The sequence below is a fragment of the Altererythrobacter xiamenensis genome (assembly GCF_900177715.1).
GTDB classification, from domain to species: domain Bacteria; phylum Pseudomonadota; class Alphaproteobacteria; order Sphingomonadales; family Sphingomonadaceae; genus Erythrobacter; species Erythrobacter xiamenensis.
The window spans coordinates 975752-1000500 of the sequence record NZ_FXWG01000002.1 but is presented as its reverse complement, the minus strand read 5'-3'; the positions used below and the strand labels follow the sequence as shown (position 1 = coordinate 1000500).

Genomic DNA, 24749 nt, shown 5'->3' with positions numbered 1-24749 from the left:
GAGCGCCCTGAAACCGTTCGAATTACATTCGATTACTCTATTCCGCAGGCTGCGTTGACTTCGGTGAGGGCGATTTCGAGCCGTTCTTCGTAACTCGGATCGTTCGGATTCTCGATGCTGGCATCCCAGATCGTCTCGAATTCGGCCTGCTCCCGCTCGCAGCGCGCCTGGTCGATCTCGGGAGAGGCCTCGGCCTGCTCCTCAGGGGCGTTTTCGACGATCTTCTGCGCCTCGTCATCGGCATAGAGATTGAACGCCACGGCTGCTCCGGCGACGATCAGCACCAGCAAGAGGTAACCGATATTCCTGCGCGATCCCATGTCGCCCCCTACTCGCTCAGGCCGTGTTTCTTGATGCAGTGGCGCAGCTGGTCATAGCTCAAACCCAGCGCCTTGGCCGTCTGCCGCTGGTTCCAGCGATGCTTGCCGAGTGCGTGCTCGACGATGCGCTTCTCGTGATCGTCGACGGCCGCGCGCAAATCGTCGACCTGCTCGATATCGAGCGCGGCCACCTGCGCCGGCGCGGCCTCGCCATTCGCAACTGCTGGCTTCGCGTCGGCCTTGCGATGCGCGGGCTGGAACGGCTTCCACGGGCTGTCGAACGGGTCGAACTGAACATGCGCGATGGGTTCGTCCCAATTGTCCCAGCGATAGACAGCGCGTTCGACGACGTTGCGCAATTCGCGCACATTGCCCGGCCAGGCATATTCGTCGAGTTCACGGCGCACATGGTCTGCAAAACCGGGCCAACCCTCCCAGTGCAGCTCTGCCGCCATGCGCCGCCCGAAGTAATCGGCGAGCACATCCACATCCCCTTCGCGCACGCGCAGGGGAGGCAGCGTGATGACCTCGAAACTCAGCCGGTCGAGAAGATCGGCGCGGAAATCGCCGCTTTCGGCCAATGCGGGCAAATCGTCATTGGTGGCAGCGACAATGCGTACATCGACCCGCACGGGGCGCGAGGCGCCGATACGCGTGACTTCGCCATATTCGACCGCGCGCAGCAGGCGTTCCTGCGCGCCCATCGACAAAGTGCCCAGTTCGTCGAGAAATAGCGTGCCTTTGTCGGCTTCCTCGAACCTTCCCGCGCGCGCCTTGGTAGCACCGGTGAAAGCCCCGGCTTCGTGACCGAACAATTCGGCCTCGATCAGCGTTTCAGGGAGCGCCGCGCAGTTCATGGTGACGAGCGGCTCGCCCCAGCGGGCGGACAGGCGATGGAGGCGTTCCGCGATGAGTTCCTTGCCCGTTCCGCGCTCGCCGATGACAAGCACCGGGCGGTCCATGGGGGCGGCACGACTGGCCCTTTCGACCGCATCGAGAAAGGCCCCGGATTGGCCGATAAACTGGTTTTCCCGCTCCATGCGCCAACCTATAGTGAAAAATCCCAATGTTTGGCAATAGGCGCCAAACGCCAAATTCACGAACTTCGTCAAGATACTGATATTGCTGTGATTTTACAGTTTGGCACACCCCTTGCTGATATATGAACAACACCGCAAGGAGGATTTGGATCATGTACAACCGCAGCTTCTTCCAGACCAAGCTGGGACAGGCAGCAATGGCCAGCATCGCGGCGATGGTCGCGTTTGTAGCGCTGTCCACGCAGATGCATGCAAGCCCGGCGCTCGCCGCCGCGCCCCAGCATCAGACCGTTGAGATCGCATGACCAAGCCGACCGACAAATCCCAGTTAGGGCCGGAGCGCTCAGTCCCCCCCGAGAGCACCCCCGAAGGCGCGCATTCCAGTCGTCGCGCCGATGCTTCGGCCCAACCCTACAACCCGCAGCGCGTTTCGCGTCTCGATGCCGAGATCGAACGCCTGCGGCGCACCCCGACGCCGACCCAGAGCCAGGCCCGCAGCCGTGCTAGTGATCGCGACGAGGACAATAATTTCTTCAATGGAGTAGCCTTCATGGGCATTTTCAGCCGTACCCGCGATATCATTGCCGCCAACTTCAACGACATGCTCGACAAGGCCGATGACCCGGCGAAGATGATCCGCATGATCATCCTCGAGATGGAGGAAACTCTTGTCGAGGTTCGGGCAAGCGCGGCGCGCACGATTGCCGACCAGAAGGAAATGCACCGCCACGTCGTCAAGCTCGACAAGCTCGAGGCTGACTGGAGCGAAAAGGCACAGCTGGCCCTTTCCAAGGACCGCGAGGATCTCGCCCGGGCGGCCCTGGTCGAGAAGAAGAAGGCCGCCGACATGGGCGACCAGCTCAAGCAGGAAATCGCCGTGCTCGACGATGCGCTGCGCGCCTACGAGGAAGACATCCAGAAGCTGCAGCATCGCCTGCGCGAAGCCCGCAGCCGCCAGACCGCCATCGCAGCGCGTCTCGAAAGCGCGGAAAACCGCGTCAAGCTGCGCACGCTGATGAGCACCGAGCGTACCGACGAAGCGCTCGCCCGTTTCGACCAGCTCGAACGCCGGGTCGATTACGCAGAAGGCCGCGCCGAAGCGCTGAGCATCGCCGACAAGTCGGATGGCAAGGCGTCGCTGGCGGACGAAATTGCCGCTCTCGAAGGCGCCGATGCGATCGACGACGAGCTCGAACAGATGAAGAAGGCGCTCGGCAAGAGCAGCGCCTCAAGCAAGAACCCCCAGGAGGACTAAGCCGTGGAAGAAGGTATCATCGTTGCAATCGTAGTGATCGGCCTTCCGTGGCTCATTCTTCACTACATTACCAAGTGGAAGACTGCCGCGACCATCACCACCGATGACGAAGTGCTGCTCGACGAGCTCTACCAGCTCGCCCGCCGCCTCGACGAACGGATGGACACGGTCGAGCGCCTGGTCGCCACCGAGAACCCCGAGTTCCAGCCGAAGCGATTGCTGGACAACCGCGAAGCCGACAATCAGCAGCTGCGCGAGCTCGAAAACCTGATTGCCGAGAAGAAAGGAACCGTGAAGTGAATAGCCCCCGCACCACGCTTTACCGCGACAAGTTCAATGCGAAGCTGATGGGCGTCTGCTCGGGCATCGCTGACTACACCGGGGTCAACTCGCTCTGGGTCCGTCTCGGCGCGCTGTTCCTCATCCCGATGACGAGCGGCATGGTCATCCCTGCCTATTTCATCGCCGGCCTGCTTCTCAACAAGAAGCCATCGCATCTGTATGTCGATGCAGACGAGCAGAAGTACTGGCAGCGCGTCCGGCAGAGCCCGAAGCGCACCGCCCGCGAAATTCGCGCCCGCTTCCGCGATGTCGATCGCCGTCTGGCCGACGTCGAGACGCACTACGTCTCGAGCAATCCGCGCCTGACCGCCGAGATCGAGCGCCTGCGCTGAGCCGAGAAGGTAGGGAGAATAGAATATGTGGGACTGGGCTTATCTCATTCCGATAATCGGTGTCTCGATCCCGATCGTCGCGATCTGGACCAGCCATCAGCGCAAGCTTGCCAAGATGCAGATCGACGCAACTGTCGAACACACTGCTGAAAAGGCTGCGCAATATGCCAGCAAAATCCAGACGCTCGAAGACCGCGTCCAGGTGCTCGAACGCATCGTGACCGACCGCGGCTATGACATCGCCACCCAGATCGAGGCGCTGCGCGACACTCGCAAGGTCGAAGAAAGCGGCAGCGGTGTCCCGCTCAATATGGAACGCAAGGAACGCGCATAATGGATTTTCCGATTACAGAAACTGCGATCATCGCATCGGTCATCATCATGACGCTTGGTTATCTTGCATCGAACTGGATGAAGATGAAGAACGGTTATCCGCTGGAGAATAGCTGGGGCAAACCGGTCTATCCCAAGAACGACCAGGCCGTGGAGCGCGTGAAGTTGCTCACCCAGGAAAACGCGGAACTTCGTGCCGAGCTTGGCTCGATGAAGGACCGGCTGGCCAATGTCGAACGCATCGTCACCGACAGCGGATATCACCTGACCAACGAGATCGACCGCCTGCGCGACGAAAAGGGCGTGAACTGATGGACATCGAACTGCTCGTCATCTTCGCCTTCGTCACGACCCTGGCGCTGATCGTGTTCCGTTTCGTGACCGCAACGCACCGGCGCAGCATCGAGCACGAAGAGCGCAAGCTCGAATTGCTAGCGCGCACCGAGGAGGCAAAGAGCGGTCAGGGTGGCGAAGGCTACCGCAAGCTGGAAGAGCGCGTCCGCGTGCTTGAACGCATCGCGACCGACAGCAATCACGCGCTCGCCAGCCAGATCGAAAGCCTGCGCGACCTGCAGGAACTCGATGAGATCGAAAGCAAGCAGGAGACTGCGCAGTGAGTTACTGGACCGCCATCGTCGTGATTGTCCTGATCGTTGCAGTCGCAAGCGTCATGCGCTCCCGCCAGAGCGGTAGCGACCGGCTGCGGCAGGACCGCGACCAAGGGCCCAGCCCGCGCGAGACGCAATTGAAGAACGAAGTGGAAGAGCTGCGTGAACGTATCCACGTGCTCGAGAAAATCACCGTGGACGGGCGGGAGGCCCGCGCCATCGCAGACGAGATCGAAAGCCTGCGTGAGGATCAAAAGCAGTAGAGCCTGACAACGGCCAAGGTTCGAGGAGGATTGAAGCGAAATGTTGGAACCGACCATCGTCATAGCGGCCGCATCGCTTGTCGGCCTGTGCGTCACCGCCTTTGCCCTCCTCAAGGGCTGGCAGGGGTGGCTCGCGCTCAAGCAGCGCGAGATCGACAACACGCCCCGTGAGATCGAGGGCGGCGTCGGCGTCGGCGGCGCAAGGATCGAGATCGCGGACCTCAAGGAACGCATCAAGAAGCTAGAAGCCATCGCAAGCGGGGTGGATTTGTGAGCCGGAGCGCCTAGATGGCGCTGATGCGTGACCTCGAAGACATCCAGGAAGAATACGAGTTTCTCGAAGGCGATGAGCGCTATCGCCTGCTGATAGAGCTCGGTCGCGAGCTCGACGACATGCCCGACGCATTGAAGACCGATGCCACGCTGGTCCGCGGCTGCTCGGCGAGCGTGTGGGTCTATCCGACGGGCGAGACGGACAAGCTCCATTTCCTCGCCGACAGCAATGCCGCGATCACCAAGGGGATCGTCGCGCTGGTCATCTCCGCCGTGCAGGACAAGCCGGCAAGCGAAGTGGCGCGGATGGACATTACCGGCGCGCTCGAGCCTTTCGACCTCAAAAACCAGCTTTCGTCCAACCGGACGCAGGGCGTTCCCAACATGATCGCGCTGGTGAAAGAACACGCGTCACGGATCGCAGCGGGCTGATGCGCGTTCCCGTGTAATGCGGCCTGTTTACAAAGCACTTGGTCTGTTCGCCGTCGGGCTCGGCGTAATCGGCGCATTCCTGCCGATCATGCCGACCGTCCCGTTCCTGTTGCTGGCTGTCTATTTCTTCGCCCGCAGCAATCCCGAATGGGAGCAGAAGATCCTGGATCACCCTACCTGGGGGCCGCAAGTGCTGGACTGGCGGGAACGGCGCGCCATCAGCCGCCGCGCCAAGACCATGGCGATCGGAGCGATGACGACAGGCGCGGTGGTAACCTATTTCACGCTCGGCCACCCATGGTACTGGATTTCAATCGCGATCCTCGTGATCGCAGGTAGCTGGATCGCCACCCGTAACGAGTGATGCAGGCGGCTTATAGCCGCTTGAAGTTCACCGTCGCATTAAGCGCAAACACCGCCAGCCCGGCAAAGACAGAGACGATTACCCGCGCGACGAGGTAATTGATCGGCGTCCAGTGCGTCAGCACCCAGAACAGGCCGACCGTCACGATCAGGCCGACCACGGCATTAATCAGGAACAGGGCATAACCCGTCGCCAGCCCGCGGTCCGACCCGGTGAAAATCCACGTCCGCCCGAACACATAGTGGCAGCTTTGGGCGATGAGGAAGCTGATCGCGGTGCCGATGACCGGATCGACGCCTGCGAACTCGACCATCGCCCAGAGCACGCCAAGCCCGAGCAGGAAGGTCCCGGTGCTCACCACCGTATTGCGGACCAGCATACCGCCGGCATGACGATTGAGGAAACGTCGGATCATGTTCGTGCGATTGCCGCCCCGGGATGCCGGCGCTCAGGCGGCCTTCAATGCCCGCGGGACGGGACGCGGATTGTGCTCGCCCGCATCGCGCCAGTCCTTGAGGCGGGGCGCGCCCAACCACAGGAACAGCAGCGGCAGCTTGATGAAGAGAAGCTCCGAGTGGATCATCCCATCGATCCACCGCTCCCACGCATTGGGCATGCGCCGCGCGTTTTCGGCGAGCCACTTGTCGTAGGGCAGGAAGTGGTCGGGTTCATCGACATGGACCACTTCGAAAATGCGATGGAGCGCCTTGTCCTGCTTTACCAGCGGATGGTCCAGCAGGATGTCCACTTGCTTGAGGCCGCGCTTTTCGGTCAGCGAGATGACCCGGCAGAGCCGCTCGAACAGATCGTCGCTGGCGATGATGGCATCGGTATCGAGATTGTCGATCGACGTGCCGAAGGTGATCTCGATGAACCGGTCGATATGGCCGAAGGTGCGGTCGAGCGCGATCGGCATCCTCCCCTGCAACTGGAACCAGCGCTTGAACATGGTGTAATGCTTGCGTTCGTCGGCGCGGTGCTTCTCGACCGCCGCGATCAACTCGGTCGCCTCGGGATGCTTTGCCTTCACCGCTTCTAGCACGCGGTCGAGCGCGGTGTAACCGCGATGCTCGTTATAGATATAGATCGATCCGAGCAGGTCGAGATAGCGGCGGGTGAACCATGCTTTCATGGCGGCGGTCTACCATGCGATGAAGTGCAGGTCACGCCTTGCCGGTGCGAAGCAACATGGCCTGTGCCTGCCAACCATTTTCCTACTGCGCGGCGCGGGGCTATGCCGATGCCCGCTCTTTCACACTGTCGATCTCCAGATCTTCCCGCGATCATCTCCCGATCCTCGCGCCGATTGCGTTGGCAAAGTGTCAAGCACCTCCAACACGGCATTTCGATGCAAAATGAGGTGTTTGACGAAGAAGCCGCTGCTTGACGCAGTGCCAATTGTGTCAAGTTTGTTGGAGAAAGCCTGTCAGGCTCCGGCGCTATCCCGAACCACGGCGATGCCCGCCTCGCGCTGGCGTTTCAGATCGGCTTTCAACTTGGCCGGATGGCGAGCGAAGACGAAGCCGAAGCTCACCCCGCCTTCCTTGCCGATCGTCGCATGGTGCAGCTTGTGCGCCTGCACCAGCCGCTTGGCATAGCCGCGCTTCGGCACCCAGCGGAAATAGCGCTGATGGACCAGTCCATCATGAACGACCGTGTAGATGATGCCGTAAAACAGGATGCCGAGCCCGATCCATATACCCGGCCACCAGGCGGCTTCGCCCATTACCAGGGGCGAGCCGATGGCGAACATGGAAATGCTCATCGCCGCGCCGACGATCGCATAGAGGTCGTTCTTCTCGAGCAGATTGTCATGCGGTTCGTGATGGTCGCGATGCCACGCCCAGCCGAAACCATGCATGATGTACTTATGGCTCGCCCAAGCGACGCCTTCCATCGCGAGGACGGTCGCAATCACGATCAGAAGAGGCACAATCCAGTCGGGCATGGACCCAATATAGGTCACTCGCCGTCGGGAAGGAAGAACTCGCGCAGATGTTCGCCGATCCGTGCGGGGCGCAGCGTCTCTGCATCGATGCAGCACCAGCTCGATTTCACTTCGGCCAGCACTTCCTCGCCGCGGTGAATGACCGTCGAGTAGAATGCGCGCGCGCCGTGGAACTTTTCGAGCACGGTCTTCGCGATCACATCGTCTTCGAGAAAGGCCGGCTTGCGATAGGTGATCTCGTGTTTGAGAGCGACCCACGCCTTGTTCGCGACCTCTTCGGCCGGGGCAAGCTTGTTCCAATGGGCGAGCACTGCGTCCTGCACCCAGTTGAGATAGCGGGCGTTGTTCACGTGCCCCATGAAGTCGATATCGTCGGGATGGACTTTGATCGGAAAGGCAAAAGGTGTTGCTGACATATGTGTAAGTTAAGCATTAAATGATTTCTTTTCCATGACCGAGTTTATCGTGGTGTTCTGAGCGCTTGCCAGTGTTGCCGATTGGTCGCTAATCCACTCCGTGAAAGGACGATGATGGCGAGCAAACCGCGCACTTTGTACGAGAAGATCTGGGACGCGCATGTCGTCGAGACGCGCGACGACGGAACAGCGTTGATTTATATCGACCGGCACCTGGTCCACGAAGTGACCAGTCCGCAGGCATTCGAGGCGCTGCGGATGAACGGCCGCAAGGTTCGCCGGCCCGAACTGACGCTGGCGGTGCCCGACCACAATTTGCCGACCACGCCGCGGCTCGATGCCGATGGCAACCGCCTCCCCATCGCCGATCCGATGAGCGCGCAGCAGCTAGCCGCTCTGGAGCGGAACGCGCCCGACTTCGGCATTCGCTACATCAACGCGACCGCGCGCGAGCAGGGCATCGTCCATGTCGTCGGCCCCGAACAGGGCTTCTCGCTGCCCGGCGCGACCATCGTCTGCGGCGATTCGCACACCGCCTGCCACGGCGGCATCGGCGCCCTCGCCTTCGGCATCGGGACGAGCGAGGTCGAGCATGTGCTGGCAACGCAAACGTTGCTCCTCAAGCGTTCGAAAACGATGGAAGTGCGGGTCGAAGGCGAGCTGGGCATCGGCGTTTCGGCCAAGGATCTCATCCTCCATATTATTGGTCAGATCGGCGCCGCGGGCGGCACCGGTTATGTCATCGAATACCGCGGCCCGGTGTTCGGGGCCATGAGCGTCGAAGAACGTCTCACCGTCTGCAACATGAGCATCGAAGGCGGCGCGCGTGCCGGCCTGATTGCCCCTGACGAAACCGTGTTCTCCTACCTCAAGGGACGCCCCTATGCACCCAAAGGAAAGGATTGGGATGCGGCGCTCGCCTGGTGGCGGACACTCAAGACCGATGAGGGCGCGCAGTTCGACAAGTCGGTGGTGATCGACGCTTCGGCAGTCGAGCCCACGGTCACCTGGGGCACGAGCCCGGAAGATGTCGTCGCGATCGGCGGTACCGTCCCCTCACCCGAAAGCTTTGCCGATCCGTCGAAACAGGAAGCGGCGCGCAAGAGCCTCGACTACATGGGCCTCGAGCCCGGCCAGAAGATGCAGGACATTGCGGTCGAGAACATCTTCATCGGTAGCTGCACCAACAGCCGGATCGAGGATCTGCGCGCAGCGGCAAGGGTGCTTGAGGGGCGCACAAAGGCACCGAACGTGCGCTGGGCGATCGTCGTACCAGGATCAGGCATGGTGAAAGCGCAAGCCGAGGAAGAAGGCCTCGACAAAGTCTTCACCGATGCAGGCTTCGAATGGCGCGAGCCGGGTTGTTCGGCCTGCCTCGGCATGAATCCGGACAAGGTTCCGGCTGGCGAGCGCTGCGCTTCGACCTCCAACCGCAATTTCGTCGGCCGGCAGGGTCCGGGCGCGCGGACCCACCTGCTCTCCCCCGCCATGGCGGCTGCCGCTGCCGTTGCCGGGCACCTCGCCGATGTTCGGGAGTTCGATAGCTAGCCCCCACCCTACCCCCTTGTGCTGGCGCGGCCAGCCAACCATAGAGAACGGCATGACGAACAACATCAAAGGCAAGGCCGCAATCGGCGCGGCCATCGGTTCCGCGGCAATCGCTGCAGCGCTGCTTTATGCAGGCAAGCGCAAGAAGAAGAACGAGCCGACGCAGCCCGGTCCGATTCCCTCAGGCGAAAAGCCCGAAACCGATTGATGGAGCCGGTCTCCGACATCGAGGGACGCGCCTATCCCTACGGCGCGAAGAACGTCGATACCGACGTGATCATTCCTGCCGCTTGGCTCAAGACGACCAGTCGCGAAGGTCTGGGCGAAGGGGCGTTCGAAACCGTCCGCGCACAGCCCGGCAATGTCTTCGATGACGAGCGCTACAAAGGCGCGCCGATCCTGATCGCAGGCGACAATTTCGGCTGCGGGTCGAGCCGCGAACACGCCGCCTGGGCGATGCTCGACCTTGGCATCAAGGCGGTGATCGCGCCGAGCTTCTCCGACATCTATTCGGGCAATGCCTTCAAGAACGGCATCCTCACGGTCGTGCTGCCGCAAGAGCAGATCGACCGGCTGCTGGAAGTGGCCGAAACCGACGAAATACACATCGACCTGGAAAACCAGACGGTCACCACCCCCTTCCAGGATCGCTTCACTTTCGAGATCGATCCGTTTCGCAAGCATTGCCTGCTGAACGGTCTCGACGAAATCGGCCTCACGCTCGAACGCGACGAGGCCATCGCAACCCATGAAAAATCGCGCGCCGAAGGCATGTCCTGGATGACGCGTGGAACGGAGATTGATGCATGAAAGCCCTGCGCTCACACGAAACCGGCGGACCCGAAACCCTGACGCTCGACGAGGTAGAAGTCCCCGCGCCCGGCAAGGGTGAGGTGCTGGTCGACGTGAAGGCCTGCGCGATCAACTTCCCCGACACGCTGATCATCCGCGACCTCTACCAGTTCAAGCCCGAGCGCCCCTTCGCCCCCGGCGGTGAAATCGCCGGCGTGATCGAGGCCATCGGCGAAGGTGTCGAAGGTTACTCCGTCGGCGACAAGGTGATGGCCGGTATCGGTAACGGCGGCCTTGCGGAAAAAGTCATCGTCCAGGCCGGTCGCATGTTTCCCATCCCCGATGGGATTGCCTTCGAAAAAGCCGCTTCGCTGCTGATGACCTACGGCACGACCATCCACGGGCTGAAGGATCGCGGCCACATCAAGGAAGGTGACACCGTGCTGGTCCTTGGCGCCGCGGGCGGCGTCGGCCTTTCCGCGGTCGAACTCGCGAAGGCGTTCGGTGCACGCGTCGTCGCTGCGGTCTCTTCCGAGGAAAAGGGCGAAGTTGCGCGCAAGGCTGGCGCGGATGAGGTCGTGATCTATCCCAAGGGCGAGATGGACAAGGATGCGTCCAAGGAACTCGCCAATGCCTTCAAGGCGGCTTGCGGCCCCGAAGGCGCGAACATCGTCTACGACATCGTGGGCGGCCAGTATTCCGAACCCGCCCTGCGTTCGATTGCGTGGGAGGGCAAGTTCCTCGTGGTCGGTTTCCCGGCCGGTATCGCCAAGATGCCGCTCAACCTGACGCTTCTGAAGAGCTGCGACATTGCCGGCGTTTTCTGGGGTGCCTTCACCGCGCGCGAACCGGTAAAGTTCCGCCAGCAGGTCGAGGAACTGTTCCAGCTGATGAAGGACGGCAAGATCGATCCGCTCGTGTCGGAGACTTTCCCGCTCGAACGCGGCGGCGAAGCGATCGCCAAGCTCGAAAGCCGCAAGGCGGTCGGCAAACTCGTCGTGACGATGGACTAATCGGCTTGTAGGGCGCCTGCGCGCGCCCTATCTTGCCACTATATCAATTCCCGAGGGGACCTCATGACCGATTTCAAGGACCGCGAACGCGGCGAAGAAGCCAAGTTCGCATTCGACGAAGAAAACGCCTTCAAGATCGCCGCACGACGCAACCGTCTGCTGGGCGAGTGGGCGGCTGGCCTGATGAATCTCACCGAAGAGGAAACCGACGCCTACAAGAAGGCGGTCGTGCAGGCCGACTTCGAGGAAGCGGGCGACGAAGACGTGATCCGCAAGCTGCTGGGTGACCTCACCGCCGCCGATTGCGATGTCAGCGAGTCCGACATTCGCGCCAAGCTGGAAGAAAAGGCGATCGAAGCGCGCCGCCAGCTGATGAGCGAAAGCTAAGCGCGACCAAGCGCGAGGAATTGTCCCATGCCCATGAGTGCCAGTGAAATCGAGCGCCTGATCGGCGAAGCGCTGCCCGGTGCCGAAATCGAACTGCGAGATCTCGCAGGCGATGACGATCACTGGGCTGCCAAGGTGACCGCACCGCAGTTCGCAGGCAAGAACCGGGTGCAGCAGCACAAGATGGTCTATGATGCGCTCGGCGGCAGGATGGGCGGCGTGCTCCACGCCTTGCAACTGACTACCGAGGTTCCCACCTAGGCCGAAGCATACATTTCAATCTTTCAGGACCAGTATCATGTCCGATATCAATTCCCGCATCTCTTCCATCGTCGGCAACAACGATGTCGTCCTCTTCATGAAGGGAACGCCACTGTTTCCGCAATGCGGCTTTTCCAGTCGCGCGGTCGCGATCCTCGATCATTGCGGCGTCGCCTATGAAAGCGTCGATGTGCTGCAGGACATGGAGATCCGCCAGGGCATCAAGACCTATTCGGACTGGCCGACCATTCCGCAGCTTTACGTCAAGGGCGAGTTCCTCGGCGGCAGCGACATCATGATGGAAATGTTCGAAGCAGGCGAGCTTCAGCAGGTGCTCGACGAAAAGCAGGTCGCGAAAGCGGAGAACTGACCTCTCGGCATTCGTCGGCGCGAAGCGCCGCAAGGGCGACCGCCCGTCCGCAGCGATGCGACCTTCAGGTCGCGTGAGCGAGGATAGACAAGCGAACGGATGTGAGCGCTGGCGCCTGAAGCTGGAAAATAGACGAAGAAAAAGCCGCCCACGGGGTACCGGATGGGGCGGCTTTTCCTTTTCGGGGAGACGGCGCCGGGAGACCAGTGGCCCCGTCTCATCTATCGAAGACCGTTCGATATGTGATCTATTCTGCACGGCGCGTGCCAAAAATGGCAACCCTCGGAAAAACGCGGATTTTCACGGTTAACAAGAATTTTAGCTGTCCCTTTTTGTAAAGTTTACCGACAGCACTGGCACAAAGGCGGTTGGCATTTGCCATAGTTGCCGCCATCAAATGCGGCGATGAACACTTCTTCCGAAACCTCGCCCGAGGGAATCCCCGCCGCCACCGTCGTCATTTTCCGCAATGGGCCCGAAGGCCGTCCGCCGGAAATCCTCATGACTATCCGCTCGCGCGAAATGGTGTTTGCAGGCGGCATGGCGGTCTTTCCCGGCGGGCGCGTCGACCCGGCGGATTTCGAACTGGGCGCTGCCATCGGCGGGCCGCTCGATCCGGACGAGGCCGCGCACCAGATCGCCGTGGTGCGCGAGACGCTCGAGGAAACCGGCCTTGCCATCGGTCTCACCGGAGAGATCGACGCAGACCGGGCACGCGCCGCCCGCGACTTTCTGCAGCAGACGGGTGAGCTCGCCCCGGTGCTAGAGCACTTCGGTTGGGAGCTCGACCTCGCCCAGCTTACGCCGTTCGCCCGCTGGTATCCCAAGAACGAGCGGATACCGCGCGTCTACGACACGCGCTTCTATCTCGCCGATCTCGGCACCGGTTCGGTCGATATCGCAGCCGATCTTTCGGAAAACACGCACCTGTTCTGGACCAGCGCACAGGACGCCCTTGATGCTGCCGAGCGCGGAGAGATCAAGGTCATTTTCCCGACGCGCCGCAATCTGGAAAGGCTGGCGCTGTTCTCCAGCTTTGCCGAAGCGAAAGCGCAGGCCGAAGCCATCCCGGTCCGCACAATCACGCCCTACATGGACGAGAAAGGCGGCAAGACCTGGCTCTCGATTGGGGAGGACCACGGCTATCCGGTTGCTGGAGAACCACTCGACGAAGCAATGCGCGGGTAATTGTCGGAAGCGAGGGGTTGGCGCGCCCGGCAGGACTCGAACCTGCTGCCTCAAGATTAGAAGTCTCGCGCTCTATCCAGATGAGCTACGGGCGCGCGCCCCGGTTGCGGGACACTTGCGCATTAGCGTGCTTTCCCGCTGGTTCAAATGCAGATAGGCATTGCGTCCATGGATAAATCCGAAACTCCGGCCGCACCTCCGCTTCAAGGCACAGGCACCCCTGTTCGCTTTCGCTATTACGACATCGTCATGGCGGCATTCGTCGCCATCCTGCTGCTGTCGAACATTATCGGCGCGGCCAAGCTTTCGACCGTGGCGGGTTTCACCTTCGGGGCAGGCATCCTGTTCTTCCCCGTCAGCTACGTCATCGGCGACGTTCTGACCGAGGTTTACGGCTATGCCCGCGCGCGGCGCGTGATCTGGGTCGGCTTCGGCGCGATGGTGTTCATGGCCTTCATGAGCTGGGCCGTGGTCGCCATGCCGCCCGCAGCGACATGGGACGGGCAGGATGCCTATGAACAGGTATTCGGCCTCGTCCCGCGCATCGTGCTCGCCTCGATCATCGCCTTCTGGGCGGGCGAATTCGTCAATTCCTACGTCATGGCGCGGATGAAGATATGGACCGAGGGCAAGGCGCTGTGGAGCCGCACGATCGGATCGACGATTGTCGGACAAGGCGTCGACAGCGCGATTTTCTACCCGGTCGCATTCCTCGGCATCTGGGAGACGCGCGACGTCCTGATCGTGATGGTCTCGAATTGGCTACTGAAGGTGCTGTGGGAAGCGGTGCTGACACCGGTGACCTATCTGGTGGTGGGCAAGCTCAAACAGGCGGAAGGCGTCGAAATATTCGACACATCGACCGATTTCTCCCCCTTCGCGAGCGAGAAGCGGACGGGCTAATTCCCCAGGCCGAAAGGATCGTCCTCTTCGCCGCCGTTGCGGTGCCATTCCTCGTCCGGCACGATCCTGAGATCGAAATCGGACCCAAGCCGGTCCGCCAGCAGCTTCATGTCTTTCTCGTTGGGCACACCGAACAGGTCGGCGTGGCTTTCGAGCAGATCGAGCATCAGCGTGCCGTCCTCCATCCCGATCCGGCTGACCTGCAGCGACCGACGCGAGCGCGCTCCGATGCGGCGCGCAAGGCGGATTGCGAGGCCCCAGCGGATCGCTTCCTCGAGCGACTCCTCGTCGGCGAGCTTGCGCACGGCTTTGGGCAGTTCGGGGTGGTTGCCGTTGCCCGCGATCGTCGCCGCCAGCATCGCCCGGCCGCGCGGCGATATCGCCATCCAGCGCTTGTGCAAAGCCCAGTCGACGGCTTGATGAAGGCGCAGATTGGGTTCAATCTGCATCGATGCCAGCGCGAGCATGGTCGCCGCGAGCCGCACCCTTTCGCTACCCTTCGCACCAGTGGGAACCGCATTCACGGTCCAGCCTGCGATCCGGGTGGCCAGCATCGGCGGCGCGCCGCGTTGCTCGGCGAAATGCGAAACGCCGGCGAGCAACGGGTCCTGCGACTTCGCATGCGGCGCGAGCCCATCGTAAATCAGTCCCTCTCGCAAGCCCCATGAGGAGAACACAACCCGGCTCGGTTCCAGCTGCTTGAGCAGCGCCTGCAACAGCACGGCGGCATCGGGCATGGTTTGCGATCGCATGGTCGAGATGCGCTCGATCGCCTGCAGGTCGTCGGGCCGGCTCTGAGCCAGTCGCCGGGCAATTTTGCCGACCGCTTCGGCATCGAGCGACAGGCCATGCGGATCGGTCAGCGGAAACTTGCGCGCCTCCATCGAATAGACAGCCATCGCCCGCCAGGTTCCGCCGACAAGGTAGAGCGGCTTGCCGCGCGCGCCGCCCCATCCCGAGCTTGCGATCTTCTTTTCCAGCCGTTCGCGCATGGTGGAGCGGGCCTTGGCGCGGTATTCGGCGAGGCGCAGCGTGCCGAGAGGAAGCGAGACCGGCGGACCTGTATCCTCATTGGCGATTTCGACCAGTTCCAGGCTGCCGCCGCCGAGGTCGGCAACCACGCCTTCAGCCCCCGGAAAAGCGCCGAGCACGGCATGGGCGGACAGGCGCGCTTCTTCCTCGCCCGAGATCACCCGCGGTGCGAGCCCCAGGTCCTCGACCGCGGCGATGAATTCCGGGCCATTGGTGGCCTCGCGCGAAGCAGCGGTGGCCACCGTGTGCACTTCGCTCACGCCGAGGTCTTCGAGCAGCAGGACGAACCGCCTGAGGCCGCGCATGGCAAGCTCGACAGAATCGTCTGCGAGCCTGCCGGTTTCGGTGATTTCACGCCCGAGCCGCGCCGCGACTTTCTCGTTCAGGAGGATGGTCGGTGCGCGCATGGCACCGCCGTAAACCACCATGCGGACCGTGTTCGATCCGATGTCGATGATCGCACGTTCCGCCTTGTGGCCGGAGAAACTGCCAGCCCTATCGAAACTGCGCGAACGTGACGCCATCAGGTGCCACCCTTGCGCAGCGCCAGCGTCGGCACGGGACCCAGTTCGAGAGCGCCACCGCGCCCGGAAAGCGAGGGGTTGGTCATGAAATAACGGTGGCAATTGAACGGTTCGCCATCTGCCTCGACACGCGAGTAAGTGCCGTCGGCGTGCAACTCCCAGCTCTGCTCGGTGTCGAGCACATTGGCGAGCAACACCTGCTGGAGCACCTGATCGTGCACCGTCTTGTTACGGATCTGAATCAGCGTTTCGACGCGGCGGTCGAGATTGCGTTCCATCAGGTCGGCAGAGCCGATGTACACCACCGACTTGGCTGAGGGCATCGGCTTGCCATTGGCAAAAGCATAGATACGGCCATGCTCAAGAAACCGCCCGATGATCGATTTGATCCGGATATTCTCGCTTACACCGGGAATGCCGGGGATCAGACAGCATATCCCGCGCACGACCAGCTCAATCTCGACACCTGCCTGGCTCGCTTCGTAGAGCCGGTCGATCATCGCCTGATCGGTGATCTGGTTGCACTTGATCCAGATCGCCGCCGGCGTGCCTTCGCGGGCATTTTCTATTTCCTTGTCGATCCTTGCGTAGATTTCCTCGCGCAGATTATGCGGTGCAATCGCCAGGAGTTCGGTCGAGCGCGGCTCGACATATCCGGTCACGAAATTGAAGAGCTTGGCCGCATCGCGCCCCAATTTCGGATTGGCAGTAAAAAAGCTGAGGTCGGTATAGGTCAGCGCTGTCATCGGGTGGTAATTGCCGGTGCCGAAATGGCAGTAAGTACGGAAACCCTCTTCCTCCCGCCGCACGACCATCGCCACCTTGGCGTGGGTCTTCCAGTCGAGAAAACCGTAGATCACCTGGACCCCAGCGCGCTCCAGCTGACTCGCCCACATGAGGTTCTGTTCTTCATCGAAGCGCGCCTTCAGCTCGACCACTGCGGTGACGGATTTGCCATTCTCTGCCGCCGCAATCAGCGCGTTGATGACCGCCGACTGGCTGCCCGCGCGGTAGAGCGTCTGCTTGATCGCCACTACGTCGGGATCGGCTGCAGCCTGCCTGATGAAGTCGACCACCACCTCGAAACTTTCGTAAGGGTGATGGATCACGATATCCTTCTCGCGGATCGCGGCGAAGCAATCGCCATCATGTTCGCGAATACGCTCGGGATAGCGCGGGCTGTAGCTTTCGAATTTGAGATCGGGCCGGTCTTCGCCGTCGACGATTTCATCCAGCCCGTCGAAGCCGATGACCCCATCGGTCTTGATAACCATCGCATCGCTGACGCCCAGCTGTTCGAGCAGGACCTGCTCGGCCCGCTTGTCGAAATCCTCCTCGATCTCGAGCTGGATCACCTTGCCGCGGCGGCGGCGCTGGATCGCGCTACGGAAGGTGCGGACGAGATCCTCGGCCTCTTCCTCGATCTCGATATCGCTGTCTCGCAGCACCCGGAACAGGCCCGATCCCTTGATCTTGAAGCCCGGGAAGAGATGATCGGCAAAGCGGCCAATGAGGCTCGCGATGCTGATGTAGACCGCCTCTTCACCCGGCGCCCGGACGTAGCGCGGCAAGGCCGGGGGGATGAGGACCATCTCGATGATCTTTTCCTTGTCTGCCTCCCGAGTGAGGTTGAACAGGAGGCCCATCCCCTCGTTGGTCACAAATGGAAACGGGTGCCCGGGATCGATCGCCTGCGGCGTGATGACCGGCACGATCTCTTCAAGGAAATAGTCACGCAGCCAGCGATAGGCGCTTTCGCTGACGAGTTCGTCGTCGGTGATGTGGATGCCCTGCTCGGCGAGGCGGTCGTGCAGGTCGTTCCAGATCGCTTGCTGATCGCTGGCAATCGTACTCAGCCGCTCCCTTATCGCCGCCAGTTGCTGGCTCGGCGTGCGTCCGTCGATCGAAGGGAGTTCGATACCACGCTGGACCTGTCCGACCAGGCCGGCGACACGGATCATCATGAACTCGTCGAGATTGCTGCCTGATATCGAGAGAAACCGCAGCCGTTCGAGCAGCGGATAGCTTTCGTTGCTCGCTTCCGCGAGAACCCGCTCGTTGAAGCTCAGCCAGCTCAGTTCGCGGTTGAAATAGCGCTCGGCAGGAGCTTCTTCCTGCTCGTTGTCATTGATGATCGGCTTGCTGCTCATCGTCCACGCACGCTCCTGCCTTCATGGCTTGGGCAAGGTCGAGCGAACCGTCAAGGCAAAGCTTGCTCCGGTCGCAAAGCCTTCAGACGAGGCTCTTGCCCTCGATAATCTGGGTAATTCCGCGTTTTCCCTCAGAGTCGCGACCAAGCTGGACGACGACGTCGATCACCGATGCGGCGTATTCGAGCGTATCCTGCCGCGAGAGGCCGATGCCGGTCTGCATGACCATGAGCGCGAGCTGTTCGAGCGCGCCCTTGAGCGAGTTGGCGTGAATGGTGGAGAAGCTGCCCGGGTGACCTGTGTTGATCGCGCGAAGGAACGAGACGCTCTCGGTACCGCGCAATTCGCCCAGAACAATTCGATCGGGGCGCAGGCGCAGGGCGGCCTGGAGCAGCTCGTTGGCGGTAACCTTGGCCTCGCCCAGCTCGCCCTTGACCGCAACCAGACCGACCCCGTTGGCACCGGGTAGCTTCAGTTCGGGTGTGTCCTCGACGAGGACCACGCGCTGCGAGCGGGGGATTTCCTGCAGCATGGCGTTGAGGAAGGTGGTTTTGCCGCTCGACGTGCCGCCCGAAATCAGGATCGTGCGGCGCTGGCGAATGGCTTCGCGCAAATAGGCAATCGGCTGTTCCTGCGCGTCGGGCATCTCCGGCGCGGTTTCGCCTTTGAGTGGACCTGCATCATAGGCATCGAGCGGCAGGTCGAGGCGGCGATGGCGGCGGATCGCCATGGCCCAGTGCTTGCGAGCAGCGGGCGGACCGCAGAACTGGACGCGCGCGCCGGTCTCGCCGTCCCGCGCCGGGAGCGTCGCGCCGAGCAGCGGGTGTTCGCGGTTGATCCCCTGATGGCTGACCCGGGCAACCTGTTCGGCAAGGCGCTGGATCAGCCGGTCATCGATCTCGGGCGCTTCGATACGCTGCATGCCCGGTTGTGCGGCGTCCTCCACCCATACCTCACCCGGGCGATTGACGAGTATCTCAGTAACGGTGTCCGTGTCGAGCCATTGGCGGAACGGCGCAAGGTAGGCGTCGAGATAGACGCTGCGTTCGCCGTCGCTAGTGGGATCGGCTGGCAAGGGATGGATGTCGGCGCTCAACGTTTGCCCTGCCCGATCAATTCACGCTGCTGAAGTCGAGATCGCGCGCGGTGAAGACGCGGATCGGCTCACCCTGGCGCACGCGCACCGTGGGGCCGATCTGGCTGTCCTGCTGCGCGGCGACACCGGCGGCCGACTGGCCCGCTCCGCCGAGCACGACGGATGCCCCGCCAGAGGCGATGGTCGACAATCCACCGACGACCGAGAGCAACATCGCCGAACCGAAGCGCTTGAAGAAGTTGGATTTGACCTCGCCCTGAATGCCGGTCGCGCCATCGAAGCCGACTGCGGGCGAAGCGAGGTTCACCGAAGCGCCGTCGGGCCGGATCAGGCGGGTCCAGATGACATAGGCGCGCTTCTGGTTGCCTTGCAGGCCCGACTGGTACTGGCCGATGAGGCGCGAGGAGCGCGGCACGAGCACATTGGTACCGTCGAAACTCTTGACGTCCTGGCTCACGACTGCGCGCACATAGCCGGGCACATCGGTGTCGATCGCAGTCTCCAGGATGGCCGGAATCAGCGTGCCCTGCGTGACCGTCGTGGTCGGATTGGCCATAGCCTGAGCGCTCGCGGGCGCACCGCCGACACCGCCGATCCGGCTGGCAAAGTCTGCTGCCGAGCCTGCTGCGCCGCTGGGGTTCTCCGCCGTAGCGGGCGCTCCGGGCACGCCGGTGCTGACCGTTTGCACGCCAGCACTGGCATCGAAGACCATGGTCGGACTCGAATAGGGGTTGGCGGCAGGCACCGCCTCGACATTCGGCGCGTTGGAATAGACCGGCGCGGGTGCCGACACGGGTGGCTCTTGCACGGGGGTCGCGCCGGGCTGCGGGTTGGTCACGGGGACTGCCGCCGCCTGCGCCGGAGCGGGTGCCTGGACCGCGGGGTTGCCGACACTTTCAGGCGGAGCAAGCCGGGCCGAGTTCATCGCCCAGAAGGCGACCGCGCCGAGGCCAAGCACGATTGCAACGCCTGCGGCGAGGCCGAGGCTGTCCGACTTCGGATTGCGCTGGGTGACCTGCGGGTAGGCGGTGCGGCTGGCGAGATCGATGATCTCCGCGCTTTCACCATCGCGCGGATCGCTCGCGCCAGTGTTGGCGCTGTCGCTGGTCTTGCTGGGCATTCGCATGGCGAGGCGCATCACTTGTCCTCCAGTTGGGCGAGCGCCGGGTCGCTGGACTGGTTCTGGCCCGGTGCAGGGGGCGGCGCATTGTTCGTGAGAAGCGCGCTATCCTTGCCCGCGCGCAAGATGATCGCCTGCGGCACGCCGTCGACGATGACAGTATCGCCGCGGACGGTGAAGTTGACCGGGCCTTCGGTGCCTTCGTCATCTGCGACGAGGATCGCGGGGACTGCCGCGCCTTCGGGCCAGGTCAAAAAGGTCGCCTCCCCATCGTCGAAAGTCTGCGCGGGGAGGAGCGCCTTCTTGCCGCTCGCAGCCCACGCGAAATTCAGCGCGGAGGGATCGACCACGGCATAGGGATCGGAAGCGGCGGCGAGTTCAGCCTCGCTGGCGCGCTCCGCTTCCGCACGCATTTGCGCCTGCTCCTGCTCCGGATCGACCGGATAGGTAAACTGGAGCACGTAGAGCGGCTTGTTCCTCGGGCTGGCGACGAGATCGAAGAGATACGTACGTTTATTCGTGACCACCGTCATGTTCGTGCTGGCGGTCGGCGAGAGCGGTTTGACGAACAGCAGATTCGCACGCTTGTTCGGGGTGACCTGCCAGCTCTGCGAGTCCCCGATGGCGACGTTCTCGATCGCCTCGTCATCACCGAATATGATGGTCGCCTGGACGCGGGCCTTGCCGGCGATGGTCACCACCTCGGCCGGATCATAAAGCCGTTCGACGAGGCGCGGATCGTCCGCGAGCGCAGGTCCGGCGGTCGCCAGGGCGAGCGCAACAGGCGCGAGTGCGGCAAGACTGGCGCGGATCATGAGAACTTCTCCGAAACTTGGGATTTGGTGCGCTGCGGGGCGCTCTTGAAGCGATTGCCGATGCCGCGCGTTCGCGACGGGCCCTCGGCAGTGGGCCGTGCCGAGGCATTGGCGGCGCTGGTGGCGTAGACCTTGGTCTGCCTCACGCTGGTGCCCGAAGAGCCTGCGTCATTGGCCGGCGTAGCGGTCGAAACTGCCGAAACATCAATCCGGCGCGACCCCGCACCGGAAGGCGCGGCTGCGGCGGGAGAGTTCGCGGGGTGGAACTCGCGCGGAGCCGCGGGTGCGCTCGCGGGCGCGGCGCGATCCTCGCTCGGGCGCACGAGGCCGAATACCTGCCATCCGGCGACCATGGTGCCGGCGACCTTCAACGCCATCACCATCAGCGCGGCGTGGACGGCTCCGACGAGAAAAAATGCCATGGCCGGTTGCGCCTCGATCTGGCCGGGTACAGCAGTCAGCGCGCCGAGCACGGGTACGGCCAGCTCCAGCATGATCGACCCGCCGAGGACGGCGAGCAGCGGTGTAAGGGCTAGCATGACCAACCCCTTGAGCCAGCCGGTGAAGAGGCCGCGCGTGCCGCTGAACAGCGCCATGACCACGAAGATCGGCCCCAGTGCAACGAGCAGTGCGAGCGCAATCCGCGCAGTCACCAGCACGCCGACGGTGCCGAGCAGGAGCAGCATCGCGCCCATCCACATCATGCCTGCAGGCGAAAAGGCGCTGATGTCCTCCTGCCCCTGGCTGGCCTCCTGCACGGCAAGGAAAACGACGTCGAGCTTCTGCGCGAAGACCTGTGTCGCCGACCCGTCGCTGCCCATCAGCACCGTTGCAAGCCAGTCCGGAGTGCCGGTCGCGAGGGTCCAGACCACGCTCTGGTATGCGACCCAGCTGGTCGCAAAGGTCAGGACGAGGCCCAGCGTGATCATGCGCGGGGTGAGCGAGCGGATCGAAAGGTTCGAACGGCCCAGCAACAGGCTGATGCCGAAGAAGGCGACGAACAGAGTCAGCAGGATCGTGAGCGCAAGGCCGAGCGAACCGCCCGGCGCGAACAGGCGGCCGAAGGCCTGCGCGGTGACGTCGGACGCGACGCAATCGACCGCGCTCAGCGCCGAGGCAATGCCCCCGCCAAGCTCGTTCAACTGGTTGTCGCAAGCAGCGCTCATTCTGCGGCCTGCCGGATAGAATAGCCGCCCGGGCCTCGCCCGTCATCAGCTTCGCCCTCACCCGTACCGGGCCAGGAATGGCCGGTGAGCGCGGGGAACCACTGTTCGGGATCATCGCCAAGCGAAGCGCGCAACCCGTCAAGGCGGCGAACCGATGCTTCGCGGCCCGAAAGCACGGTGAGCACTTCGGGGGCGCCGCCCAGATCGAGCCGCACCACGACGCTCGCGTCAGGCTGACGCACGAGGAAGCAGCGGCTGTGCGCGGGCAGCGACTTGATAAGTTCGAACTCGTGCTGGGTGAGCCCGAAGCCGTCGCAATAATCCTCGGCCCGCGCGCGGGCATTGGGCATGAAGATCATCGTCGCGGTCTGTTCGACCAGTGCAGTCGAAATCCGGCTTTCGAGCGCATCGCGCGCCGACTGCGTGGCAAAACCGACCAGCGCATTGCGCTTACGCAATGTCTTGAGCCAGTCGCGGATGCGCGCGGCGAAGACCTCGTCGTCGAGCGCCTTCCACCCCTCGTCGATCAGGATCATGGTCGGCTTGCCGTCGAGGCGCTCCTCGATCCGGTGGAAGAGGTACATCATCACCGGGGTCCTGAGGCGCGGGTTCTCCAGCAGCGCGGTCATGTCGAAACCGAGCACGCGCTGATCAAGATCGAGCCTGTCCTGCTCGTTGTCGAACAGCCAGCCATGCTCGCCTTCGGAAATCCATGCGGAAAGCCGGTCAGCCAGATCGCCCGGCTGCGGGCGCTTCGTGCCTGACAGCAATTCCTTGAAATGGCGCAGGCGGCGGAGCGAAGCGTCATTGGCATAGGTGGCATCGACCGCCTGCGCGATGGTCGACAGTTCTTCGGGCCCCGACGCTTCGAGCAGCACCGCCAGCCAGTCACGCAGGAACGCGCGGTTGGCGGGGGTGTCGGGCAGCGCGAGCGGGTTGAAACCCGAAGGTTCACCCGCAACGATCCGGTCGTAGCGGCCACCGATCCCGCGAATGAACAGCTCTGCGCCGCGATCCTTGTCGAACAATATGGTCCGCGGGCTGAACTTCTGCGCCTGCGCGGCAAGGAAGTTCATCACCACGGTTTTGCCCGAGCCGGAGGGGCCGATGACCGAGAAATTGCCGAGGTCGCCGTGGTGGAAATTGAAGAAAAACGGCGTGGCGCTGGTGGTTTCCAGCAAGGTGACCGCATCGCCCCAATGGTTGCCGCTCGCCTGGCCCAGCGCGAAGCCGTGGAGCGAACCGAAGCTTGCCATGTTGGCGCTGGAGATCAGCGCGCGGCGCACGACATAGCGCTCGTTACCCGGGAATTGCGCCCAGAAGGCAGGCTCGAGATTGGTATCCTCGCGCACTGCGATCGCGCCCGTATCGGCCAGAGCTGCACCGCAGGCAGCGGTCGCCTCGTCGAGACGTTCCAGATTGCGTTCGCGCACCAGCACGGTGAGGTGATGATCGCCGAAGCCGACCGCGCCATTGCCCAACGCATCGCGTGCAGAAAGCATGTCGGCGCGCTCCGCAGCCGCTTCCTCGTCCACAGAGCGCAAGCGGCGCAGGGCGAGGTCGATCCGTTCCTTCGCCGTGGTTCGCTCGGTCGGCGCGTAGCTTTCCGTGATGACCATTTCGAACGGCAGACGCAGCAGATTGTCGAGCAGGCCCGGAGACGTCGCCTCGGGATAATCCTTGAGGCCGAGGATCGCAGCGAAATCGGGCGCGCCCGAACCGCGCAGTTCCATCGCATCGAGGCCGAAGCTGGCGCGACGATAAGGCAGCATGTCGCCGATATCGACATCGTCCGCCGGACGGCGCACGGGGCGCATCTCGCCATTGTAGAGCGCCGAGAGCAGCTCGAGGAGTTCCGAATTGGTCCCGCCCGCTGCACCCGTGCTCGTATTCGCGTAATCGCCCAGCACCGCTGCGCCATAGGAGGACAGCGAAGCGACGATGCCGGTGACCGCAGATTGCAGCGCACGCAGATCCTTGGGGTCGGCCTCGATCTCGCCGCCACGACGCGAGAACTTGCGCTGTGCGCGCTCGACAAGGCCCGCCTTGCCGCGTGCCGGACGGCGGATCAGCGTGATGAACTGGTCGTTGATGAACAGCGAACCGCCTGCCAGCCGCTCTTTCCAGCGCGCGTCGATATGGCCCGAAAGCGCATCGTCGAACTCGGCATCGAGCTCGACTTCGACCCGCCGACGGATCACGTGGTGATACATCACGAAACGGGAATCGAGCGCCGAGCGCAGCATCACTTCGCGAGTTGCCGCATGGGCGTTGAGGCTTGCGGTATCCTCGGTTTCGAACAACAGGCCGGGCACCTGGATCACGCTCATCACGCTGCCGTCGCGCAGCAGAATCGTGCGGTCGTCGACCAGCCCCGCGTAGGGCAATCGCTCCCCCGCGCGCGCTTCCTTGGCGCTCCAGCTCGCCGCTCCTAGCCACTTCGTCATTCTGCGTGCCT

Annotated in this window: 33 protein-coding genes and 1 tRNA gene; 20 read left to right on the top strand and 14 right to left on the bottom strand. The window is 62.8% G+C overall.

Going from position 1 to position 24749, the window contains the following annotated elements; all coding sequences use genetic code 11:
- Positions 1-32 precede the first annotated feature (32 nt).
- Both CCE89_RS10290 and pspF read right to left on the bottom strand, forming a co-directional pair.
- Positions 33-320, bottom strand: a complete 288-nt coding sequence (locus CCE89_RS10290) for a flagellar basal body-associated FliL family protein (RefSeq protein ID WP_086437912.1) — start codon at positions 318-320, stop codon at positions 33-35.
- 8 nt (positions 321-328) lie between these two features.
- Positions 329-1360, bottom strand: coding sequence for a phage shock protein operon transcriptional activator (pspF, locus tag CCE89_RS10285; protein ID WP_086437911.1), 1032 nt, complete (start codon positions 1358-1360; stop codon positions 329-331).
- A 122-nt stretch (positions 1361-1482) separates the two neighbouring features.
- Here pspF and CCE89_RS15340 point away from each other — a divergent pair, with 122 nt between their 5' ends.
- Genes CCE89_RS15340 through CCE89_RS10230 form a run of 11 tightly spaced genes read left to right on the top strand, consistent with a single transcriptional unit; the run spans position 1483 to position 5562 of the window.
- Positions 1483-1665 carry a hypothetical protein gene (locus tag CCE89_RS15340; protein WP_086437910.1) on the top strand — a complete coding sequence of 61 codons (183 nt, stop codon included), beginning with the start codon at positions 1483-1485 and terminating at the stop codon, positions 1663-1665.
- On the top strand, positions 1662-2615 hold the full coding sequence (pspA, locus tag CCE89_RS10275) for a phage shock protein PspA (RefSeq protein ID WP_407640396.1): 954 nt from the start codon (positions 1662-1664) through the stop codon (positions 2613-2615). The genes CCE89_RS15340 and pspA overlap by 4 nt, the downstream gene beginning before the upstream one ends.
- Before the next feature lie 3 nt (positions 2616-2618).
- On the top strand, positions 2619-2915 hold the full coding sequence (pspB, locus tag CCE89_RS10270; protein WP_086437909.1) for an envelope stress response membrane protein PspB: 297 nt from the start codon (positions 2619-2621) through the stop codon (positions 2913-2915).
- Complete coding sequence (gene pspC, locus CCE89_RS10265; protein WP_086437908.1) at positions 2912-3289, top strand: envelope stress response membrane protein PspC; 378 nt, start codon at positions 2912-2914, stop codon at positions 3287-3289. Before pspB ends, pspC begins: the two co-directional genes overlap by 4 nt.
- A gap of 25 nt (positions 3290-3314) precedes the next feature.
- Positions 3315-3623: a hypothetical protein gene (locus CCE89_RS10260; protein ID WP_086437907.1), complete on the top strand. Its 309-nt coding sequence runs from the start codon at positions 3315-3317 to the stop codon at positions 3621-3623.
- Positions 3623-3934: a hypothetical protein gene (locus CCE89_RS10255; protein WP_086437906.1), complete on the top strand. Its 312-nt coding sequence runs from the start codon at positions 3623-3625 to the stop codon at positions 3932-3934. Before CCE89_RS10260 ends, CCE89_RS10255 begins: the two co-directional genes overlap by 1 nt.
- Positions 3934-4239, top strand: a complete 306-nt coding sequence (locus CCE89_RS10250) for a hypothetical protein (RefSeq protein ID WP_086437905.1) — start codon at positions 3934-3936, stop codon at positions 4237-4239. Before CCE89_RS10255 ends, CCE89_RS10250 begins: the two co-directional genes overlap by 1 nt.
- Positions 4236-4493, top strand: coding sequence for a hypothetical protein (locus CCE89_RS10245; RefSeq protein WP_086437904.1), 258 nt, complete (start codon positions 4236-4238; stop codon positions 4491-4493). Before CCE89_RS10250 ends, CCE89_RS10245 begins: the two co-directional genes overlap by 4 nt.
- 40 nt (positions 4494-4533) lie before the next feature.
- A complete protein-coding gene (locus CCE89_RS10240) occupies positions 4534-4767 on the top strand; it encodes a hypothetical protein (RefSeq protein WP_086437903.1) in 234 nt (77 codons plus the stop codon).
- Between the two features lie 23 nt (positions 4768-4790).
- Positions 4791-5198: a SufE family protein gene (locus CCE89_RS10235; RefSeq protein ID WP_086438075.1), complete on the top strand. Its 408-nt coding sequence runs from the start codon at positions 4791-4793 to the stop codon at positions 5196-5198.
- A gap of 16 nt (positions 5199-5214) precedes the next feature.
- On the top strand, positions 5215-5562 hold the full coding sequence (locus CCE89_RS10230) for a YbaN family protein (RefSeq protein ID WP_086437902.1): 348 nt from the start codon (positions 5215-5217) through the stop codon (positions 5560-5562).
- A gap of 10 nt (positions 5563-5572) precedes the next feature.
- Here CCE89_RS10230 and CCE89_RS10225 read toward each other — a convergent pair whose 3' ends face one another.
- The 4 genes from CCE89_RS10225 to CCE89_RS10210 all read right to left on the bottom strand — a co-directional run bounded on the left by CCE89_RS10225 (position 5573) and on the right by CCE89_RS10210 (position 7926).
- A complete protein-coding gene (locus CCE89_RS10225; protein ID WP_086437901.1) occupies positions 5573-5977 on the bottom strand; it encodes a GtrA family protein in 405 nt (134 codons plus the stop codon).
- 33 nt (positions 5978-6010) lie between these two features.
- Positions 6011-6694: a hypothetical protein gene (locus tag CCE89_RS10220; protein ID WP_086437900.1), complete on the bottom strand. Its 684-nt coding sequence runs from the start codon at positions 6692-6694 to the stop codon at positions 6011-6013.
- Between the two features lie 294 nt (positions 6695-6988).
- Positions 6989-7510, bottom strand: a complete 522-nt coding sequence (locus CCE89_RS10215; RefSeq protein WP_086437899.1) for a sterol desaturase family protein — start codon at positions 7508-7510, stop codon at positions 6989-6991.
- Between the two features lie 14 nt (positions 7511-7524).
- A complete protein-coding gene (locus CCE89_RS10210) occupies positions 7525-7926 on the bottom strand; it encodes an acyl-CoA thioesterase (RefSeq protein ID WP_086437898.1) in 402 nt (133 codons plus the stop codon).
- Between the two features lie 114 nt (positions 7927-8040).
- On the opposite strand from CCE89_RS10210, the gene leuC reads away from it, so the two are divergent.
- From leuC to CCE89_RS10170, 8 genes are all read left to right on the top strand, one after another.
- Positions 8041-9474, top strand: a complete 1434-nt coding sequence (leuC, locus tag CCE89_RS10205; protein WP_086438074.1) for a 3-isopropylmalate dehydratase large subunit — start codon at positions 8041-8043, stop codon at positions 9472-9474.
- Between the two features lie 52 nt (positions 9475-9526).
- Positions 9527-9682 carry an isopropylmalate isomerase gene (locus CCE89_RS10200; protein ID WP_086437897.1) on the top strand — a complete coding sequence of 52 codons (156 nt, stop codon included), beginning with the start codon at positions 9527-9529 and terminating at the stop codon, positions 9680-9682.
- Positions 9682-10284: a 3-isopropylmalate dehydratase small subunit gene (leuD, locus tag CCE89_RS10195; protein WP_086437896.1), complete on the top strand. Its 603-nt coding sequence runs from the start codon at positions 9682-9684 to the stop codon at positions 10282-10284. Before CCE89_RS10200 ends, leuD begins: the two co-directional genes overlap by 1 nt.
- Positions 10281-11279 carry an NADPH:quinone oxidoreductase family protein gene (locus CCE89_RS10190; RefSeq protein ID WP_086437895.1) on the top strand — a complete coding sequence of 333 codons (999 nt, stop codon included), beginning with the start codon at positions 10281-10283 and terminating at the stop codon, positions 11277-11279. Before leuD ends, CCE89_RS10190 begins: the two co-directional genes overlap by 4 nt.
- A gap of 63 nt (positions 11280-11342) precedes the next feature.
- Positions 11343-11666, top strand: a complete 324-nt coding sequence (locus tag CCE89_RS10185; protein ID WP_086437894.1) for a DUF1476 domain-containing protein — start codon at positions 11343-11345, stop codon at positions 11664-11666.
- A 27-nt stretch (positions 11667-11693) separates the two neighbouring features.
- A complete protein-coding gene (locus CCE89_RS10180) occupies positions 11694-11927 on the top strand; it encodes a BolA/IbaG family iron-sulfur metabolism protein (protein ID WP_086437893.1) in 234 nt (77 codons plus the stop codon).
- A 37-nt stretch (positions 11928-11964) separates the two neighbouring features.
- The gene (gene grxD, locus CCE89_RS10175; protein WP_086437892.1) at positions 11965-12297 is read left to right on the top strand and encodes a Grx4 family monothiol glutaredoxin; all 333 of its coding nucleotides are present in this window, start codon (positions 11965-11967) and stop codon (positions 12295-12297) included.
- A 405-nt stretch (positions 12298-12702) separates the two neighbouring features.
- Entirely contained in the window at positions 12703-13485 is a 783-nt protein-coding gene (locus CCE89_RS10170; protein WP_086437891.1) for an NUDIX hydrolase, read from the top strand.
- An 18-nt stretch (positions 13486-13503) separates the two neighbouring features.
- Here CCE89_RS10170 and CCE89_RS10165 read toward each other — a convergent pair.
- Positions 13504-13580, bottom strand: a tRNA-Arg gene (locus CCE89_RS10165).
- Between the two features lie 73 nt (positions 13581-13653).
- On the opposite strand from CCE89_RS10165, the gene CCE89_RS10160 reads away from it, so the two are divergent.
- Positions 13654-14388, top strand: coding sequence for a queuosine precursor transporter (locus CCE89_RS10160; protein WP_086437890.1), 735 nt, complete (start codon positions 13654-13656; stop codon positions 14386-14388).
- Here CCE89_RS10160 and CCE89_RS10155 read toward each other — a convergent pair.
- The 7 genes from CCE89_RS10155 to CCE89_RS10125 form a co-directional block, all read right to left on the bottom strand.
- Positions 14385-15944 (bottom strand): Ppx/GppA family phosphatase, encoded by a 1560-nt coding sequence (locus CCE89_RS10155; protein ID WP_086437889.1) that lies wholly within the window; start codon positions 15942-15944, stop codon positions 14385-14387. The two genes, CCE89_RS10160 and CCE89_RS10155, sit on opposite strands and share 4 nt — an antisense overlap.
- Positions 15944-18094, bottom strand: coding sequence for an RNA degradosome polyphosphate kinase (locus CCE89_RS10150; protein ID WP_086437888.1), 2151 nt, complete (start codon positions 18092-18094; stop codon positions 15944-15946). Before CCE89_RS10150 ends, CCE89_RS10155 begins: the two co-directional genes overlap by 1 nt.
- A gap of 82 nt (positions 18095-18176) precedes the next feature.
- A complete protein-coding gene (gene virB11 / locus CCE89_RS10145; RefSeq protein ID WP_086437887.1) occupies positions 18177-19190 on the bottom strand; it encodes a P-type DNA transfer ATPase VirB11 in 1014 nt (337 codons plus the stop codon).
- Between the two features lie 16 nt (positions 19191-19206).
- A complete protein-coding gene (locus tag CCE89_RS10140) occupies positions 19207-20316 on the bottom strand; it encodes a TrbI/VirB10 family protein (protein ID WP_086438073.1) in 1110 nt (369 codons plus the stop codon).
- Between the two features lie 11 nt (positions 20317-20327).
- A complete protein-coding gene (locus tag CCE89_RS10135) occupies positions 20328-21125 on the bottom strand; it encodes a TrbG/VirB9 family P-type conjugative transfer protein (protein ID WP_086437886.1) in 798 nt (265 codons plus the stop codon).
- Positions 21122-22291, bottom strand: coding sequence for a type IV secretion system protein (locus tag CCE89_RS10130; protein WP_086437885.1), 1170 nt, complete (start codon positions 22289-22291; stop codon positions 21122-21124). The genes CCE89_RS10135 and CCE89_RS10130 overlap by 4 nt, the downstream gene beginning before the upstream one ends.
- On the bottom strand, positions 22288-24738 hold the full coding sequence (locus CCE89_RS10125) for a VirB4 family type IV secretion/conjugal transfer ATPase (RefSeq protein ID WP_086437884.1): 2451 nt from the start codon (positions 24736-24738) through the stop codon (positions 22288-22290). Before CCE89_RS10125 ends, CCE89_RS10130 begins: the two co-directional genes overlap by 4 nt.
- Between the last annotated feature and the right edge of the window lie 11 nt (positions 24739-24749).

Coding starts and splice junctions, on each gene's coding strand:
- CCE89_RS10250 (WP_086437905.1), top strand. CDS start 3,934: ATGGACATCGAACTGCTCGTCATCTTCGCCTTCGTCACGACCCTGGCG.
- leuD (WP_086437896.1), top strand. CDS start 9,682: ATGGAGCCGGTCTCCGACATCGAGGGACGCGCCTATCCCTACGGCGCG.
- CCE89_RS10190 (WP_086437895.1), top strand. CDS start 10,281: ATGAAAGCCCTGCGCTCACACGAAACCGGCGGACCCGAAACCCTGACG.
- CCE89_RS10135 (WP_086437886.1), bottom strand. CDS start 21,125: ATGATCCGCGCCAGTCTTGCCGCACTCGCGCCTGTTGCGCTCGCCCTG.
- CCE89_RS10160 (WP_086437890.1), top strand. CDS start 13,654: ATGGATAAATCCGAAACTCCGGCCGCACCTCCGCTTCAAGGCACAGGC.
- CCE89_RS10210 (WP_086437898.1), bottom strand. CDS start 7,926: ATGTCAGCAACACCTTTTGCCTTTCCGATCAAAGTCCATCCCGACGAT.
- CCE89_RS10240 (WP_086437903.1), top strand. CDS start 4,534: ATGTTGGAACCGACCATCGTCATAGCGGCCGCATCGCTTGTCGGCCTG.
- CCE89_RS10235 (WP_086438075.1), top strand. CDS start 4,791: ATGCGTGACCTCGAAGACATCCAGGAAGAATACGAGTTTCTCGAAGGC.
- CCE89_RS10225 (WP_086437901.1), bottom strand. CDS start 5,977: ATGATCCGACGTTTCCTCAATCGTCATGCCGGCGGTATGCTGGTCCGC.
- CCE89_RS10170 (WP_086437891.1), top strand. CDS start 12,703: ATGAACACTTCTTCCGAAACCTCGCCCGAGGGAATCCCCGCCGCCACC.
- grxD (WP_086437892.1), top strand. CDS start 11,965: ATGTCCGATATCAATTCCCGCATCTCTTCCATCGTCGGCAACAACGAT.
- CCE89_RS10200 (WP_086437897.1), top strand. CDS start 9,527: ATGACGAACAACATCAAAGGCAAGGCCGCAATCGGCGCGGCCATCGGT.
- CCE89_RS15340 (WP_086437910.1), top strand. CDS start 1,483: ATGAACAACACCGCAAGGAGGATTTGGATCATGTACAACCGCAGCTTC.
- leuC (WP_086438074.1), top strand. CDS start 8,041: ATGGCGAGCAAACCGCGCACTTTGTACGAGAAGATCTGGGACGCGCAT.
- CCE89_RS10290 (WP_086437912.1), bottom strand. CDS start 320: ATGGGATCGCGCAGGAATATCGGTTACCTCTTGCTGGTGCTGATCGTC.
- pspA (WP_407640396.1), top strand. CDS start 1,662: ATGACCAAGCCGACCGACAAATCCCAGTTAGGGCCGGAGCGCTCAGTC.
- CCE89_RS10180 (WP_086437893.1), top strand. CDS start 11,694: ATGCCCATGAGTGCCAGTGAAATCGAGCGCCTGATCGGCGAAGCGCTG.
- CCE89_RS10125 (WP_086437884.1), bottom strand. CDS start 24,738: ATGACGAAGTGGCTAGGAGCGGCGAGCTGGAGCGCCAAGGAAGCGCGC.
- CCE89_RS10155 (WP_086437889.1), bottom strand. CDS start 15,944: ATGGCGTCACGTTCGCGCAGTTTCGATAGGGCTGGCAGTTTCTCCGGC.
- CCE89_RS10130 (WP_086437885.1), bottom strand. CDS start 22,291: ATGAGCGCTGCTTGCGACAACCAGTTGAACGAGCTTGGCGGGGGCATT.
- CCE89_RS10150 (WP_086437888.1), bottom strand. CDS start 18,094: ATGAGCAGCAAGCCGATCATCAATGACAACGAGCAGGAAGAAGCTCCT.
- pspF (WP_086437911.1), bottom strand. CDS start 1,360: ATGGAGCGGGAAAACCAGTTTATCGGCCAATCCGGGGCCTTTCTCGAT.
- CCE89_RS10215 (WP_086437899.1), bottom strand. CDS start 7,510: ATGCCCGACTGGATTGTGCCTCTTCTGATCGTGATTGCGACCGTCCTC.
- CCE89_RS10255 (WP_086437906.1), top strand. CDS start 3,623: ATGGATTTTCCGATTACAGAAACTGCGATCATCGCATCGGTCATCATC.
- CCE89_RS10260 (WP_086437907.1), top strand. CDS start 3,315: ATGTGGGACTGGGCTTATCTCATTCCGATAATCGGTGTCTCGATCCCG.
- CCE89_RS10230 (WP_086437902.1), top strand. CDS start 5,215: ATGCGGCCTGTTTACAAAGCACTTGGTCTGTTCGCCGTCGGGCTCGGC.
- CCE89_RS10220 (WP_086437900.1), bottom strand. CDS start 6,694: ATGAAAGCATGGTTCACCCGCCGCTATCTCGACCTGCTCGGATCGATC.
- CCE89_RS10140 (WP_086438073.1), bottom strand. CDS start 20,316: ATGCGAATGCCCAGCAAGACCAGCGACAGCGCCAACACTGGCGCGAGC.
- CCE89_RS10185 (WP_086437894.1), top strand. CDS start 11,343: ATGACCGATTTCAAGGACCGCGAACGCGGCGAAGAAGCCAAGTTCGCA.